This is a genomic window from Pacificoceanicola onchidii, from assembly GCF_004804335.1.
In the GTDB taxonomy this organism is placed as follows: Bacteria; Pseudomonadota; Alphaproteobacteria; order Rhodobacterales; family Rhodobacteraceae; genus Pacificoceanicola; species Pacificoceanicola onchidii.
Window position 1 is genome coordinate 604,659 of the sequence record NZ_SRXY01000001.1, and the last position, 14,025, is coordinate 618,683.

Consider the following 14,025-nt stretch of genomic DNA (forward strand, 5'->3'; position numbering starts at 1 on the left):
GTCAACCACCCACAGCCCGTCCAGAAAGGAACACGGGTGGCTTTTCTGCACACCATATGCTCCAAACGTCGCCAAATATGTAAGGACAGGACCATGACGCAGATCATCACCGCACTTTCCGAAATTTCGGACCGCTATGAAGCGTTGTTTGTCGATCTTTGGGGATGTGTGCACAACGGCAAGAAGGCCATTCCATCCGCTGTCGAAGCCCTTGTCAGCTACCGACAGCGTGGTGGTGCCGTGATCCTCGTCACCAACTCTCCCCGCTCCCGGCATGGTGTTGCGAAACAGTTGGAGTTCTTTGAAATCCCCAAGGACGCATACGACGACATCGCCTCTTCTGGCGACAGCGCCCGCTCGGCGATGTTCCGGGGCGTTGTTGGAGAAAAGGTCTGGTTCATGGGCCAAGAGCACGATCTGCCGTTTTTTGAACCGCTGAACATACTCGAAAATCCGACTGAGATTACCCGCGTGCCATTTGAAGAGGCCGAAGGCATCGTCTGTTGCGGACCGGAAGATCCCCATGCAGAGCCGGATGTGTATCGACCGCAACTGCTCTTCGCCAAGCAAAAAGGCATGAAACTGCTCTGCGCCAACCCCGATATCGTCGTTGACCGGGGCGAGACGCGGGAGTTCTGCGCCGGGGCGGTTGCTCAGCTTTACACGGAAATGGGCGGGGAGAGCCTGTACTTCGGCAAACCCCATCCGCCGATCTACGATCTGGCCCGCCGCCGCCTGTCAGAACACCGCAAAGGCGTGCCTGATGCGGGTATTTTGGCGATCGGGGATGGTCCGGCAACGGATATTCGGGGCGCCATGGGCGAGGACATCGATTCTCTGTTCATCACCGGCGGTCTTGCGCGGGCGGAGACCAAAACGTCGCAGGGTCCGGATGCAGACGCGCTAAAGGACTACATTGCAAAGGAAATGATCAATCCGAGCTTTGCCATGGGGACACTGTCCTAGACACAAAGCTCTTGATTTTGCTGCGGCCGCAAAGTAATAAAATTTCCCAAAGGCGCTGCAATGCGCGCGTTTATTACCCTGCGGAAGTCTCATGGAGGGCGGTATGTTGGACAACCTGCCACGCGGAACAATCTGTATCGAAGATATCGAGATGGGCATGTCTCGTCATCTTCGCAAAATCGTCACGGATGAGGACATTGAAATGTTCGCGCAGGTGTCGACCGACCGCAACCCGGTGCACCTTGATGACGACTATGCGCAGGACACGATCTTTGAGGGGCGCATCGCGCACGGCATGCTGACCGCCGGGCTGATCTCTGCCGTCATCGGCGAACAGCTTCCGGGCCACGGCACCGTCTACATGGGGCAAACACTGAAGTTCCTCGCACCCGTGCGCCCCGGCGACATGGTCTATGCCGAGGTCAAGGTGGTCGACATCGACCACGCCAAGCGCCGGGTGACGCTGGACTGCCATTGCGCCGTTGATGGCAAGAAGGTGCTGATCGGCGAAGCAAAGGTTCTCGCGCCGTCGCGCAAGTTCGACTGATCCAACCCAAGGCGCCCTCAGCGCAGCCCAACCCTTTTGAGGCCCGTCGATCCGCCCAGGATTGTGCGGGCCTTTTCACGCAATCACGCACATGCCGCTGCGCCACGTCGGCAGCTTCTTTTGCCCGTGGCCTTGTAGCGACGCCTTCGGCATTCTACATCACCGCCTATGAAACGCTGGATCCCCTTCCTGTCATCCAAGCCTGTCGTCAATGTCGTGCGCCTGCAGGGTGCCATCGGCATGGGCGGGCGTGGCTCTCTCAACGACCGCAACACGGCCTCCCTGCTGGAGAAAGCCTTTACCAAAGGCAAGCCGAAGGCCGTCGCGCTGGAGATCAACTCTCCGGGCGGCTCGCCGGTGCAAAGCTCGCTGATCGGTGCGCGCATACGGCGGCTGGCAAAGGAAAACGAAGTCCCGGTTTATGCCTTCGTCGAAGACGTGGCCGCGTCTGGCGGGTATTGGCTGGCGTCTGCCGCGGATGAGATCTGGGCAGACGAAAGCTCCATTCTCGGCTCGATTGGCGTGATCTCGTCGGGTTTTGGCGCGCATGTGTTCCTGCAACGCCAAGGCATTGAGCGCCGCGTGCACACGGCCGGCAAATCCAAATCGATGATGGACCCGTTCAAGCCGGAAACCGAAGAAGACGTTGCACGGCTCAACCGTTTGCTCGGCCAATTGCATGACAACTTCATCGGACACGTGAAATCGGCGCGCGGTGACAAACTGGTCGATAACCCCGACCTGTTCACCGGCGAAATCTGGATTGGGCGCCACGCTGTCGAGCAAGGGCTTGCTGACGGTGTTGGCCATCTTGTTCCCAAGATGAAAGAGCAGTTTGGCGACAAGGTGAAGTTCCGCCGTCTGGCACAGAAGAAACCGCTTTTCCCGCGCATTGGCCTGTCCATGGCGCAGGGCGCCCTGAACGAGATCGAGGAGCGCGCCGAATTCGCGCGGTTCGGCCTCTGACATGCTGATCAAGGCGGTCTCTCTCTTCCTGGTGTTCATCGCCGTGCTTGCCATGTTTGGCAAGCTGCGGGTGCCGGGGCAGCAGAGGCTGCAAGATGCCCGTTGCAAGAAATGTGGTCGCTTCCGCATTGGCAAAGGCCCCTGCTCCTGCGGTGCAGGAAAAACCGGAAAAAAGGGCTGAGATGGTCTTTGCATACGCGATACTGGGGTTGGTGATCTTGCTCCTGGCAGGAGACGCTTTGGTCAAGGGCGCGGTGAACCTGAGCCTTCGCATCGGCATACCGGCCTTGATCGTCAGTTTGACCATTGTTGCCTTCGGCACCTCCGCTCCGGAGTTGCTGATCTCGATTGATGCCGCACTGGAGGGCGTGCCCGGGATTGCCTTAGGCAACGTTGTTGGCTCCAACACGGCTAACGTGCTGCTGGTTCTGGGTGTTCCAGCCTTGATCGCCGTGATGCACACATCCGAATGCGACAGCCGCCGCAGCTATATCCAGATGATGGGCGCAACCGCGTTGTTCATCGCTTTGGCCAGCCGAGGCGTCTTTGACCGCTTTGCCGCGTTCATCCTCCTGGTCGTTCTCGCAGCCTTCCTGACAATGGCTGTCCGCGACGGATTGCGACACCGCAAGAACGGTGAGCCTGACGATCTGGAAGAGCCGGAGGGGGCTGATCCGGACATGCCAGGCTGGAAAATCGCGGTTTTCCTGCTGCTTGGCATGATCGGCCTGCCGTTCGGGGCCAACCTGCTGGTCGATAGCGCGCGGGAGATCGCGCTGATGTACGGCGTTTCCGACACCGTGATCGGCCTGACACTGGTGGCCATCGGGACCTCTCTGCCGGAACTGGCCACAACCGTCATGGCCGCGATCCGGCGGCAGGCTGACGTGGCCATCGGCAACGTGATCGGCTCCAACCTGTTCAATCTCCTGGCGATCATCGGCGTTGCTGCCATGATCAAACCCATGCCAGTTGACCCGGCGTTTCTGCGCTTTGACCTTTGGGTGATGCTGGCCGCGTCGCTGGTTCTGATCCCCTTCGTCTATCTGGGCAAAGATTTGAACAGAATGTGGGGACTTGGCCTCACGGCGGTCTATGTCCTTTACGTGTCAGTTGTGCTGATCGCGTAAGGAGAAAACATGCCAGAGTCGAAACGTGCCCTGATCACCGGCGGGGCCAAGCGTCTGGGTCGCGCCATGGCGCTCTATGCTGCAGATCGCGGGTATGATGTCGCTGTTCACTATGTAGGATCGGCCTCCGACGCGGAGGACACGGCTGACGCCATCCGGCGCAAAGGCCGCCAAGCCATCACTGTGCAAGCGGACCTGCTGAATGAAAGCGAAACACAAACGCTTGTCCAGCGCGCAGCCGAGGCGCTCGGTGGGCCTCTCACCCTGCTGATAAACAACGCATCAATTTTCGAACATGACACACACCGCAATGGCACCCGCGAAAGCTGGGACCGGCATATGGAAAGCAACCTGCGCGCTCCGTTTGTCCTGTCGCAGGCATTCGAGGCACAGGTACCGGATCCCGTTCAGGATGATCTGGGGGAACCGGTGGCGCAGGGATTGATCCTGAACATGATTGACCAGAGGGTCCGCAAACTGACCCCGCACTTCGCCAGTTACACAATTGCCAAGATGGGCCTCTGGGCGCTGACTCAGACCGCCGCGCAGGGGTTCGCACCGCGCGTTCGTGTCAACGCGATCGGTCCCGGCCCGACCTTGCAAGGCGAGAACCAGTCCGCCGAACAGTTTTCCCGCCAACGCGCGGCAACCGTTCTCAAACGGGGAGCCAATCCGGCGGATATCACGGCAGCGCTGGGGTATTTTCTCGACGCTTCGGCGATCACAGGGCAGCTGTTGTGCGTGGATGGCGGGCAGCATCTGGCCTGGGAGACGCCGGACGTGCTGGGTGTTGAATAGGTATTGCTCGCGCAAGTTTTGCACCGGTCACGAATTCTTAACAAAAGCGTTACAAAAACATTAATTTTCTCAATGACTTGGCAGAACGTTAACTTTTTTTCCTTTATTTTCAAACGCCTAAATGTTTGCTCATTTTTTAGGCAATTGCTTGAAACCCGTTAAAAACAAGGGAAATTCATCACTGCCGACAATTCACCTACAGAGTTATCCACAGTTTCAGTGGATGTTATAAGTCTTGATAAGAACCCCCGGTCATTGCAGACGGGACGAAGAATCAGACGCTGACGCAAAGGAAGCCATGGCAGACTCCGCGCCCCCGGTCCGAAAGGGCTATGCCGTCATTCAGGACTATCTCAAGACGCTGGACAGCAGTCCCGGCGTGTACCGGATGCTCGATGAGCAATCCCGTATTCTATACGTCGGCAAGGCGCGCAATCTGCGCAACCGGGTGAGCAGCTATTCGCGCCCTTCGGCGCAGCACTCCCGACGAATCGAGCGCATGATTTCCGAGACTGCGTCGATGATGTTTCTGACGACGCGGACGGAAACCGAGGCGTTGCTGCTTGAACAGAACCTGATCAAACAGCTCAAACCGAAGTTCAACGTGCTGCTGCGCGACGACAAGAGCTTCCCTAATATCCTTGTTACAGATCACCCCTTTCCGATGATCAAGAAACATCGCGGCGCGAAGAAGGAAGGCGGCAGCTACTATGGCCCCTTTGCCAGCGCTGGCGCGGTCAATCGGGTGCTGAACCAGCTTCAAAAAGGGTTCCAACTGCGCAACTGCACGGACTCCATGTTCGAGACCCGCACACGGCCTTGCCTGCAGTTCCAGATCAAGCGCTGCTCCGGCCCCTGTGTGGGCAAGATCAGCGAGGCCGAGTATGCGAAGGCCGTGAAAGACTCCCAGCGTTTCCTCTCTGGCAAGTCGACGGAGATTCAGGAGGCGCTCGCAACGCAAATGGCTGAAGCCTCCGAGGCAATGGAGTTCGAACGCGCCGCCGCGCTGCGTGACCGCATCCGCGCGCTGACGCAGGTTCAGACCGCGCAAGGCATCAATCCGCAGACCGTTGCCGAGGCGGACATCATTGCGCTCCATATGGAGAATGGACAGGCCTGTGTGCAGGTTTTCTTTATCCGGGCGAACCAGAACTGGGGCAATCAGGATTTTTACCCCCGTGTGGGCGCGGACGTAAATGCAGCCGAAGTCATGGAAGCTTTTATCGGGCAGTTCTACGATCAAAAAGAGCCGCCGCGCTTGCTTCTTCTGTCACATGGGATCGAAGACGCGGACCTCATGTGTGAGGCGCTTAGCGGCAAGCTGGGGCGCAAGGTCGAGATCACGGTTCCGCAACGGGGCGAGAAATCCGAGCTTGTGGACGGGGCATTGCGGAACGCCCGCGAAAGCCTCGCCCGGCGCATGTCCGAAAGCGCGACACAGGCCAAACTGCTGCGGGGATTGGCCGAAGCCTTTGGTCTGGATGGGCCGCCGGAGCGGATCGAGGTCTACGACAACAGCCACATTCAGGGCACCAACGCGGTGGGCGGCATGATCGTGGCGGGGCCGGATGGGTTCATGAAGAACCAATACCGCAAGTTCAACATCCGCGGTGAAGACCTGACTCCGGGGGACGACTTCGGCATGATGAAAGAGGTGCTGAACCGCCGGTTGAAACGTCTGTTGAAGGAAGACCCGGATCGTACGAAAGGGCTGTGGCCCGACCTGATGCTGATTGATGGGGGCGCAGGGCAGGTTTCAGCGGTGGCAGAGATCATGGCCGAACACGGCGTGGCCGATCTGCCGTTTGTCGGCGTAGCAAAAGGGATCGACCGTGACGCCGGGAAGGAAGAATTCTACCGCACCGGTGAACGTCCCTTTGCATTGCGCCACAACGATCCGGTGCTCTACTTTGTCCAGCGCTTGCGCGATGAAGCGCACCGGTTTGCCATCGGCACGCATCGGGCGAAGCGTGCCAAGTCCAACATGAAGAATCCGCTGGATGAAATCTCAGGGGTCGGCGGTGCCCGCAAACGCTCACTTCTGGCGCATTTCGGCTCCGCCAAAGCCGTCAGCCGCGCCAACCTTGCGGATCTCAAGGCCGTGGACGGTGTGTCGGAGTCGCTGGCGGAGCGGATCTATGCCTTCTTTCACGAAAGAGGCTGATCAGGCTTTTTCAAGAGTTCATCAGTGTGGAAGCCTTGTGGGATGCCGTCACGCCCCTCAAGGACAAGATCAGCCATAACTTCAGCCGCTTTGGGGGCCATGCCGAAGCCGATCTTGAATCCGCCATTGGCGATGAAATGTCCCTCTCGTCCAATCCAAGGGCCAAGCAACGGTGCTCGGCTGCGCGCGCGCGGACGCACGCCTGCCCAGCGCCTCAGCACCTGTGCCTTTTCCAGTATGGGCAGCGCTTCGATCGCGCGTGCGTGCAGATCATCGCAGGCGGCATCCGTGGCCTGCGGGTCATCGAACTCCCGCTCGGAGGTGGAGCCGATGGCCACGGTGCCATCCGCATGAGGAATAATATGCAAACCGCCCGGGAACAGTTGCGGCGCGTCTTTGGTGTCAAACGCGAGCAGCAAAGCCTGCCCCTTGACCCCATCGCCGATCTTGCGGCCAAATTCGGCATTCAGATCGAGCAGCCCCTGCCAGCCCGTTGCCCAGACAACGGCCCCTTCATCAGGCGCTTCGGTTACGATCTGTGCCCCCTTGGTTCGCAAAGCGGCAACCAGCGCATCACAGGCCCGGCGTGGATGCAGACGGGCGCTAAGCGTGTCATGGATCAGCAGGCCGGTCGGGCTTGAGGGCGCGAACGGGCCAGCATCCTCGGTCTTGATCACACTCCAGTGCGCCTTGCCTTGCCAAAGGTCTTTGGCGTTCTCACCGCGCCTCCGCGCCAGCGTCAGGCCGTTGTCGTCCATGACAGATTGCAGCCGCCCAAGGCGTCCATAACCGGATGACACCCCGCCAGCAGATTCGACACCGGCCCAGAAGGTCTCTGCCATGAGCAGGCTTTCGAGCTGAAAGGCTTTCTTGGGGTTCCAGTTCTCCGGCACATGCGGGGCCAGAGCGCCAACCACGCCGCCCGAAGACCCCGCACCCGGCCCATTTGGATCCACCACGCGCACCCGCGCGCCGCGCAAAACGCAGGCCCAGGCGATGGACAAACCGAAAGCACCCGCTCCGCGCACCGTTACATCGACGCTTGCCATTGCCGTCCCCTGCCTGCACAACTCGGGGCAACTCCTAAAAGGATTTCCCATGACAGACCAGTGCGCTTTGGATTGGCGTGGCGAGGTTCCGGTCTCGACCCGTTTTGACGATCCCTATTATTCGCTGGAAAACGGACTGGCGGAAACGCGGCATGTGTTTCTGGACGGAAACGACCTGCCTGCGCGGTTTTCGGGAGGTTTTCATATCGCCGAACTGGGGTTCGGGACAGGGATGAACCTGCTGGCCGCCTTGAGCCTGTGGCGGGAAACAGGGCAGGAGGGCGTGCTGCGGTTCACAACCTTTGAAGCCTTCCCCCTGTACGGCGAAGAGATGATCCGCGCGCAGGCGGCGTTCCCGGAAGTCGCGGCAGTTGCCAAAGATCTGGCTCCCTTCTGGATGGAGGATATACGGCAGATCACACTGCCAGACCTGCACTTTGAGATGATCGAAGGGGACGCGCGCGAGATGCTGCCGCTTTGGCAGGGCGCGGCAGACGCCTGGTTTCTCGATGGTTTTTCCCCCGCCAAAAACCCGGAACTGTGGTCGCCCGAACTTATGCAGGCGGTGTTTGATCACACGGCGCCAAGCGGCACGGCGGCGACATACACCGCAGCAGGCCATGTGCGTAGAGGATTGGCCGATGCCGGTTTCACCGTGACACGCACACCTGGCTACGGCCGCAAGCGGCATATGACCCAAGCCCGGAAACTCTAACATGGCGCAGCAAAACCAGACTTTGGGCATCTGGCTGATGGTGCTGACCACCTTCATTTTTGCCGTGCAGGATGGTCTCTCCCGACACTTGGCCGCCGAATACAACACGATGATGGTGGTGATGATCCGCTATTGGTTCTTTGCCGCCTTTGTCCTTGCACTTGCCAAGCGGCAAACGGGCGGATTGCGAAAAGCGGCGCGCTCTGGCGTGCCTTGGGTCCAGATCTTTCGCGCAGCCTTGCTGGTGGTCGAAATCAACACGATGGTGATCGGCTTTGTCTTCCTGGGCCTTGTTGAAAGCCACGCTGTTTTCGCCTGCTATCCGCTGCTGGTGGCGGCCCTTTCCGGGCCTGTGCTGGGCGAAAACGTTGGTTGGCGGCGGTGGACGGCGATTGCCGTGGGCTTTGTCGGGGTGGTGATCATCCTGCAACCATCGGGCGGAGTTTTCTCGCCCTACGCTGTGATCCCGCTCGGCTCGGCATTGATGTTTGCGCTCTACGGACTGCTCACGCGCTTTGTCGCTCGCACCGACAGCGCGGAGACGTCGTTTTTCTATACCGGCACCGTGGGCATGGTGGTGTCTAGCCTGATCGGCATCTGGTTCTGGGTGCCCATGAGCACGACGGATTGGGGCTGGATGCTGTGCCTGTGCATCACCGGAGTTGCCGGGCATTTCACGCTGATCAAAGCCTACGAAGTGGCCGAAGCCAGTTCGGTTCAGCCCTTCGCCTACCTGCAACTCGTCTTTGCCAGCATCCTTGGAATCCTCGTGTTTGGCGAGACGATACGCACGAATGTGGCTTTTGGCGTGTCCCTGATCATCGCCGCAGGGCTATTCACTTTGTGGCGCGCACGGCAGGCCGAAGGTTAGTTCGCCTGCAGGGTCTTGCCGGTGAGTTCTTCGCTGAACGGCACGGGATGCGGGGATTTTCCCAGACGTGCCCGATAGACCGGCAGGCTTTCGGTGACGCGCATCACATAGTTCCGCGTCTCATCGAAAGGGATAAACTCGATCCAGTCGATCACATCGACTTCGCCTTTGCGCGGATCGCCGAACCGCTCCATCCACCTGATCGGGCGCCCCGGCCCCGCGTTGTAACCTGCCGCCATCATCACTGCATTGCCGTCAAATCGCTCCGCAAGATTGGCAAGATAGGCCGCCCCAAGGGTTGCGTTGTAAGACGGATCAGTCAGCAGCCTGTCGAGACTGTATTCGAGGCCGAGCCAACCCGACACATCACGCGCCGTGCCCGGCATCAACTGCATGAAGCCGCGCGCACCGGCACCGGAGATCACCACCGGGTCAAATTCAGACTCGCGCCGCGCGATGGACAGGACAAGCTCTTTGGGGACAGGAAACTCCGGGCCGGTAATTTTCGGATGCAGCGCGTAATAAGGCCCCGGCAATTCGATCCCGAACTTCGCGGCGCGTTTGCCAAGCATAACCTGGATGTGCGGGCGGTTGAGATCTTCGAGCATCTTGCCCATCTGCCCCATGCCCGTCCGGTCAAGACCTTCGGCAATGTGGGTCAGAAACCGTTCCCCCAGCGAGGTTTCACCCGCCGCCAGCAACAAAATGGCGGCATCAAAGACTGCGGTTTTGGTAAAATCGGCCTGGCGCCAATCGGGAAATTCCTCGGTTCCGGCCAAGGCTGGGTTCGGGGCGATCCCGGCGCGTTCAGCGGCAAGCAGGCCATAAAACGAGGTTTGAAACTCCGCCCCTTCGGCATAGGCCGCTGCCGCTTCTGCCATCTTGCCCTGCGCCTCAAACGCTCGCCCTTGCCAATAGCCTGCACGGCCCACGGAAATCGGCGTCCAGATGGCTTCGCGGAAGCGTTTGAAATGCACCTCCGCCAGATCCGCCCGGTCCAGGAACCGCAACGCCAGATAGCCGGACAACCATTCCAGATCGGCAAAGTCGGAGCCTTCCACAAGGTAATGGGTCGACGCAATTCTGTAGGCTTCGAGCACCGCGCCATCGCGCATGCGCTCGCGCGCCAGATCTCGCCGCGCGCGGGCCCAGGCCCAGGGCTCGCCCAAGGCCTCGGCGCTGATCGACCGCTCAAGAAGCAGCGCAATTGCATCCTTGTCCCGGTTCTTGCGCACCCGCCAAAGGAAGCGCTCGAAGGCGAGGCCGGGATGATCGGCCAAAGCCGTCGGCACCGCCGTGATCTTGCCATCCACGCCGCCATCATTGTTGCGCAGCGCCAAGCGCGCTTCGGCCAACTTGCGCCAACCGTCTTCCACGAGAGGCACCATGGCCCCCGCATTGGAACTCCACCCCTTCCAAAGCGCCATGTCGAGCCGCGCCGTGTGGTGATCCTTCAACACCGTCTTCCAGTTGCTCAGAAAGGCGCGGCGTTCGTCTCCGGATAGGGAAAGAGTACGCCAAGCCAGAACAATGTCTGCCGCCGCGATGCCGTCCTCGCCCTCTGCCTGATGCGCCCGGGCCAGTGCCAGCGCCCCGGCTCCCGTCTGCGGCACATGATCGGCAAAGAAAGCGCGAATCTCACTCAGTGATGCCTCGGACATCACCACTTCGCTTTTTTCCTTGAGATAAGCCATGCCCGGCCAATCCGGATTTCGCGCGATGAAGTCCTGAACTTCTACCGGATCACCGCGCCCGGCGCGCAGCGCATGCCAGAGCACAACATCCACCGCCGCCTGCCCGTCTCCGCGTGCTTCGATTCGGGCCTTGGCCCAGTTGCCGTCACGCATCGCCTCCATCGCACGGGCAAGCGCCTGCCCGCTGCGGTCAGCCATCGCGGAGAAAGGGATAAACAGAACAATCAGAATAGCCAGAAGGCGCGACATGAGGTTGCAATTTCCTTGTCAAACAGAGATAGACGGCCCTCAGGGAGTACCGCTTTTGTGAAGGATATCCTTCATGGAGGACCCTTCAACTCACAATCGCTTTGGGTCGGCGGAAATCCTCTGAAAGACGACTGAACAACAAACCAAGATAGGAGAGCGTGTCATGTTCAAAGGGTCTATGCCTGCACTGGTCACGCCGTTGAAAGACGGCGCAGTGGATTTCGACACGCTCAAACGGCTGGTCGAATGGCACATTGCCGAAGGCTCGCACGGGCTTGTCCCGGTCGGCACCACAGGCGAGAGCCCCACGCTGACCCATGCGGAGCATGAAGAAGTCATCGCCTGCGTGGTAAAGGCCGTGGCCGGGCGTATTCCGGTGATTGCCGGGGCCGGGTCCAACAACACCGAAGAAGCCGTGCGCTTTACCCAATATGCCGCGAAAGTCGGGGCTGATGGGGCTCTTGTGGTGACGCCGTATTACAACAAGCCGACTCAGGCCGGTCTTTATGCGCATTTCAAGGCTGTGCATGACTGCGCCGAGATTCCGATTGTCATCTACAACATCCCGGGCCGGTCCGTGGTGGACATGACACCGGAAACGATGGGTGAGCTGGCGAAGCTGCCGCGCATTGTCGGGGTCAAGGACGCCACGGGTGATCTCGCCCGCGTCTGCGCCCAGCGGATCACCTGCGGAACGGACTTCATCCAGGTCTCTGGCGAGGATGCAACCGCCCACGGGTTCAACGCGCAGGGCGGAGTCGGCTGCATTTCCGTGACGGCCAATGTCGCACCGCGCCTGTGCTCGGAGCTGCAGACGGCCTGTCTCGACGGCGATTTTGCCAAGGCCCTGACCATTCAGGATCGCCTGATGCCGCTGCACCGCGCGATCTTCACCGAGCCGGGTCTCAATGGCGCGAAATACGCCATGTCGAAGCTGGGCCTGTGCGCGGAAGAAACGCGGCTGCCGCTGATGCCGGTCACAGAGCCGACGCGCGCCCTGCTCGACGCGGGCCTGCGCCATGCGGGTCTGCTCAACTAAGACATCAATAGGCGAGGCAGCCTGGAGGGCGGGGTTTGACCCCGCCCTTTTTCATGAATGCGTTTGCGGCAAATCCAAAAGCCCAATCACCGGTGGCCCCGGACAGGCGTCGGCTGGCATCTCATACTGATCATCGCGAATCGCCGGAAACGGCGTGAACGGATCAATCCGGGACGCAAACAGCGGCTCATCGTTGCGGCAGAAGTCCTGGCCGAGATTACCAAGATTGAACCCGAAACCGCCCTCGCCGCAGTCATCCCCGGCCCCGTTCATGTTCCAGGCCTGAGGCATCGGAATGCCCCGTCCCTCAACAACAAACGCCTCTTCGCGCGGCACAAAATGAAGCCGCCAGGATGTGCGCTCATGCAGCATGGTCAGCGCCCAGCGCCCGATCTGTTGCCCTTCGAAAAAACCGTCGATGTGAAAACAGGCTACATCGCCTTCACGGATCACGCGTTCCGCTATCAGGCTGCGATCAAACGACATCGCTCCTGTCATCGAGTACCCATCCGCTCCCTGCCATTGAAAGCGATAGGTCACGGGTTCAGCCACCAGCGGCGCGCCAGACAAAAGCGCAAAAAGACATGCAAAAAAGCGATTCATGCGCGCAGGGTAGGGTATTTTTCGCAAGTCGAAAACGCCCCTCTTTTGCATGGCCCAACCAAGCGGTAGGGTGCTCCTGAACGCCAAAGAGGCCCAGTATGACCGAAGAGCATCGTTTCCCCTGCGACCAATGTGGCGCGGATTTTCGTTTTGACCCGGATGCCGGCATGTTGGTCTGTGATCACTGCGGCAATACGCAGGAAGTTGCGGAAACCGGCCCCTGGAAAGGCAGCATCAAGGAACTGGATTTCAAGGCTGCGATGAACAATCTCCTGCCTTTGCAGGACATTGAAGAAACCCGTGTTTCCAAATGCCCGAACTGCGCCGCCCAGATCGAGTTTGATCCCGATGTTCACGCGGTGGAATGCCCCTTTTGCGCAACCCCTCTTGTCACCGACACCGGCGCACACCGGCATATCAAACCGCGCGGCCTGTTGCCTTTTGCATTGGAAGAGGGAAATGCCCGTGACGCCATGACGGAATGGCTGGGCGGGTTGTGGTTTGCACCAAATGGCTTGCAGGAATACGCCCGCAAGGGGCGCAAGATGACGGGCATCTATGTGCCCTATTGGACGTTCGATGCGCAGACGGAGAGCGATTACCGGGGGGAGCGCGGCACCGTCTACTACGAGACCCGTCAGGTCATGCGCGACGGCAAGATGGAAACCCAGCGCGTGCAGAAAATCCGGTGGTCACCAAAATCCGGGCATGTCAGCCGGTTCTTTGACGACATTCTGGTCCTCGCCTCCCAATCATTGCCGAAACGGTTCACAGATGCGCTGGAGCCCTGGGATCTGGCAGCCATGGAGCCCTATCAGCCCGAATACCTCGCCGGTTTCCGGGCCGAGGGGTATCAAGTTGATCTGGACGAAGGCTTTCAGGAGGCCCGTGCCCATATGGATCAGGTCATCCGCCGCGACGTGAAATTCGACATTGGCGGCGATCGCCAACGCATTCATCACGTGGACACGGAGGTGAGTGCCATCACCTTCAAACATGTCCTGCTCCCGGTCTGGCTCGCCGCCTACAAATACCAGGGCAAAAGCTATCGTTTTGTGGTGAACGGGCGCACCGGGCGCGTACAAGGGGAGCGTCCTTACTCCGCATGGAAGATCGCCTTTGCAGTGCTGGTCGGACTGATCGTCGCTGGAACAATCGGATACTTCGTCGCGATGAACCAATAAACAGGACTTGTCAGCATGCCCTTCCAGAGGATAGTTAGCGCAAACATTTT

The 14,025-nt window shown here is 59.7% G+C and carries 14 protein-coding genes; 11 read left to right on the plus strand and 3 right to left on the minus strand.

Annotated elements, in window-relative coordinates; genetic code table 11:
* The first annotated feature begins 93 nt into the window (after positions 1-93).
* The 7 genes from E4662_RS02890 (at position 94) to uvrC (ending at position 6,571) form a co-directional block, all read left to right on the plus strand.
* A complete protein-coding gene (locus E4662_RS02890; RefSeq protein ID WP_136439753.1) occupies positions 94-966 on the plus strand; it encodes a TIGR01459 family HAD-type hydrolase in 873 nt (290 codons plus the stop codon).
* Between the two features lie 103 nt (positions 967-1,069).
* Positions 1,070-1,513 (plus strand): MaoC family dehydratase, encoded by a 444-nt coding sequence (locus E4662_RS02895; RefSeq protein WP_136439754.1) that lies wholly within the window; start codon positions 1,070-1,072, stop codon positions 1,511-1,513.
* 168 nt (positions 1,514-1,681) lie between these two features.
* Positions 1,682-2,479, plus strand: coding sequence for a S49 family peptidase (locus E4662_RS02900; protein WP_136439755.1), 798 nt, complete (start codon positions 1,682-1,684; stop codon positions 2,477-2,479).
* Position 2,480: 1 nt separating this feature from the next.
* Positions 2,481-2,660 (plus strand): hypothetical protein, encoded by a 180-nt coding sequence (locus E4662_RS24280; RefSeq protein ID WP_136439756.1) that lies wholly within the window; start codon positions 2,481-2,483, stop codon positions 2,658-2,660.
* Position 2,661: 1 nt separating this feature from the next.
* Positions 2,662-3,609 carry a calcium/sodium antiporter gene (locus E4662_RS02910; protein ID WP_136439757.1) on the plus strand — a complete coding sequence of 316 codons (948 nt, stop codon included), beginning with the start codon at positions 2,662-2,664 and terminating at the stop codon, positions 3,607-3,609.
* Between the two features lie 9 nt (positions 3,610-3,618).
* On the plus strand, positions 3,619-4,407 hold the full coding sequence (locus E4662_RS02915) for an SDR family oxidoreductase (protein WP_136439758.1): 789 nt from the start codon (positions 3,619-3,621) through the stop codon (positions 4,405-4,407).
* Positions 4,408-4,705: 298 nt separating this feature from the next.
* A complete protein-coding gene (gene uvrC / locus E4662_RS02920; RefSeq protein ID WP_136439759.1) occupies positions 4,706-6,571 on the plus strand; it encodes an excinuclease ABC subunit UvrC in 1,866 nt (621 codons plus the stop codon).
* Here the strand turns inward: uvrC and E4662_RS02925 are convergent.
* Positions 6,556-7,620, minus strand: a complete 1,065-nt coding sequence (locus E4662_RS02925) for an NAD(P)/FAD-dependent oxidoreductase (RefSeq protein WP_136439760.1) — start codon at positions 7,618-7,620, stop codon at positions 6,556-6,558. The two genes, uvrC and E4662_RS02925, sit on opposite strands and share 16 nt — an antisense overlap.
* 49 nt (positions 7,621-7,669) lie before the next feature.
* On the opposite strand from E4662_RS02925, the gene mnmC2 reads away from it, so the two are divergent.
* The gene (gene mnmC2 / locus E4662_RS02930) at positions 7,670-8,335 is read left to right on the plus strand and encodes a tRNA (5-methylaminomethyl-2-thiouridine)(34)-methyltransferase MnmC2 (protein ID WP_136439761.1); all 666 of its coding nucleotides are present in this window, start codon (positions 7,670-7,672) and stop codon (positions 8,333-8,335) included.
* A 1-nt stretch (position 8,336) separates the two neighbouring features.
* Positions 8,337-9,206 (plus strand): DMT family transporter, encoded by an 870-nt coding sequence (locus tag E4662_RS02935; protein WP_136439762.1) that lies wholly within the window; start codon positions 8,337-8,339, stop codon positions 9,204-9,206.
* On the opposite strand, the gene E4662_RS02940 is transcribed toward E4662_RS02935, so the two are convergent.
* Positions 9,203-11,149: a lytic transglycosylase domain-containing protein gene (locus tag E4662_RS02940; protein WP_136439763.1), complete on the minus strand. Its 1,947-nt coding sequence runs from the start codon at positions 11,147-11,149 to the stop codon at positions 9,203-9,205. The two genes, E4662_RS02935 and E4662_RS02940, sit on opposite strands and share 4 nt — an antisense overlap.
* Positions 11,150-11,312: 163 nt before the next feature.
* Between E4662_RS02940 and dapA the strand changes: the two genes are divergently transcribed.
* Entirely contained in the window at positions 11,313-12,188 is an 876-nt protein-coding gene (dapA, locus tag E4662_RS02945) for a 4-hydroxy-tetrahydrodipicolinate synthase (RefSeq protein WP_136439764.1), read from the plus strand.
* A 51-nt stretch (positions 12,189-12,239) separates the two neighbouring features.
* On the opposite strand, the gene E4662_RS02950 is transcribed toward dapA, so the two are convergent.
* A complete protein-coding gene (locus tag E4662_RS02950) occupies positions 12,240-12,740 on the minus strand; it encodes a hypothetical protein (protein WP_240705100.1) in 501 nt (166 codons plus the stop codon).
* A 149-nt stretch (positions 12,741-12,889) separates the two neighbouring features.
* On the opposite strand from E4662_RS02950, the gene E4662_RS02955 reads away from it, so the two are divergent.
* Entirely contained in the window at positions 12,890-13,975 is a 1,086-nt protein-coding gene (locus E4662_RS02955) for a TFIIB-type zinc finger domain-containing protein (protein WP_136439766.1), read from the plus strand.
* Positions 13,976-14,025 lie beyond the last annotated feature (50 nt).

Bases quoted from the DNA above. Each gene is read 5' to 3' on its own strand.
- E4662_RS02890 (WP_136439753.1), top strand. From the start codon at position 94: ATGACGCAGATCATCACCGCACTTTCCGAAATTTCGGACCGCTATGAA.
- E4662_RS02895 (WP_136439754.1), top strand. From the start codon at position 1,070: ATGTTGGACAACCTGCCACGCGGAACAATCTGTATCGAAGATATCGAG.
- E4662_RS02900 (WP_136439755.1), top strand. From the start codon at position 1,682: ATGAAACGCTGGATCCCCTTCCTGTCATCCAAGCCTGTCGTCAATGTC.
- E4662_RS24280 (WP_136439756.1), top strand. From the start codon at position 2,481: ATGCTGATCAAGGCGGTCTCTCTCTTCCTGGTGTTCATCGCCGTGCTT.
- E4662_RS02910 (WP_136439757.1), top strand. From the start codon at position 2,662: ATGGTCTTTGCATACGCGATACTGGGGTTGGTGATCTTGCTCCTGGCA.
- E4662_RS02915 (WP_136439758.1), top strand. From the start codon at position 3,619: ATGCCAGAGTCGAAACGTGCCCTGATCACCGGCGGGGCCAAGCGTCTG.
- uvrC (WP_136439759.1), top strand. From the start codon at position 4,706: ATGGCAGACTCCGCGCCCCCGGTCCGAAAGGGCTATGCCGTCATTCAG.
- E4662_RS02925 (WP_136439760.1), bottom strand. From the start codon at position 7,620: ATGGCAAGCGTCGATGTAACGGTGCGCGGAGCGGGTGCTTTCGGTTTG.
- mnmC2 (WP_136439761.1), top strand. From the start codon at position 7,670: ATGACAGACCAGTGCGCTTTGGATTGGCGTGGCGAGGTTCCGGTCTCG.
- E4662_RS02935 (WP_136439762.1), top strand. From the start codon at position 8,337: ATGGCGCAGCAAAACCAGACTTTGGGCATCTGGCTGATGGTGCTGACC.
- E4662_RS02940 (WP_136439763.1), bottom strand. From the start codon at position 11,149: ATGTCGCGCCTTCTGGCTATTCTGATTGTTCTGTTTATCCCTTTCTCC.
- dapA (WP_136439764.1), top strand. From the start codon at position 11,313: ATGTTCAAAGGGTCTATGCCTGCACTGGTCACGCCGTTGAAAGACGGC.
- E4662_RS02955 (WP_136439766.1), top strand. From the start codon at position 12,890: ATGACCGAAGAGCATCGTTTCCCCTGCGACCAATGTGGCGCGGATTTT.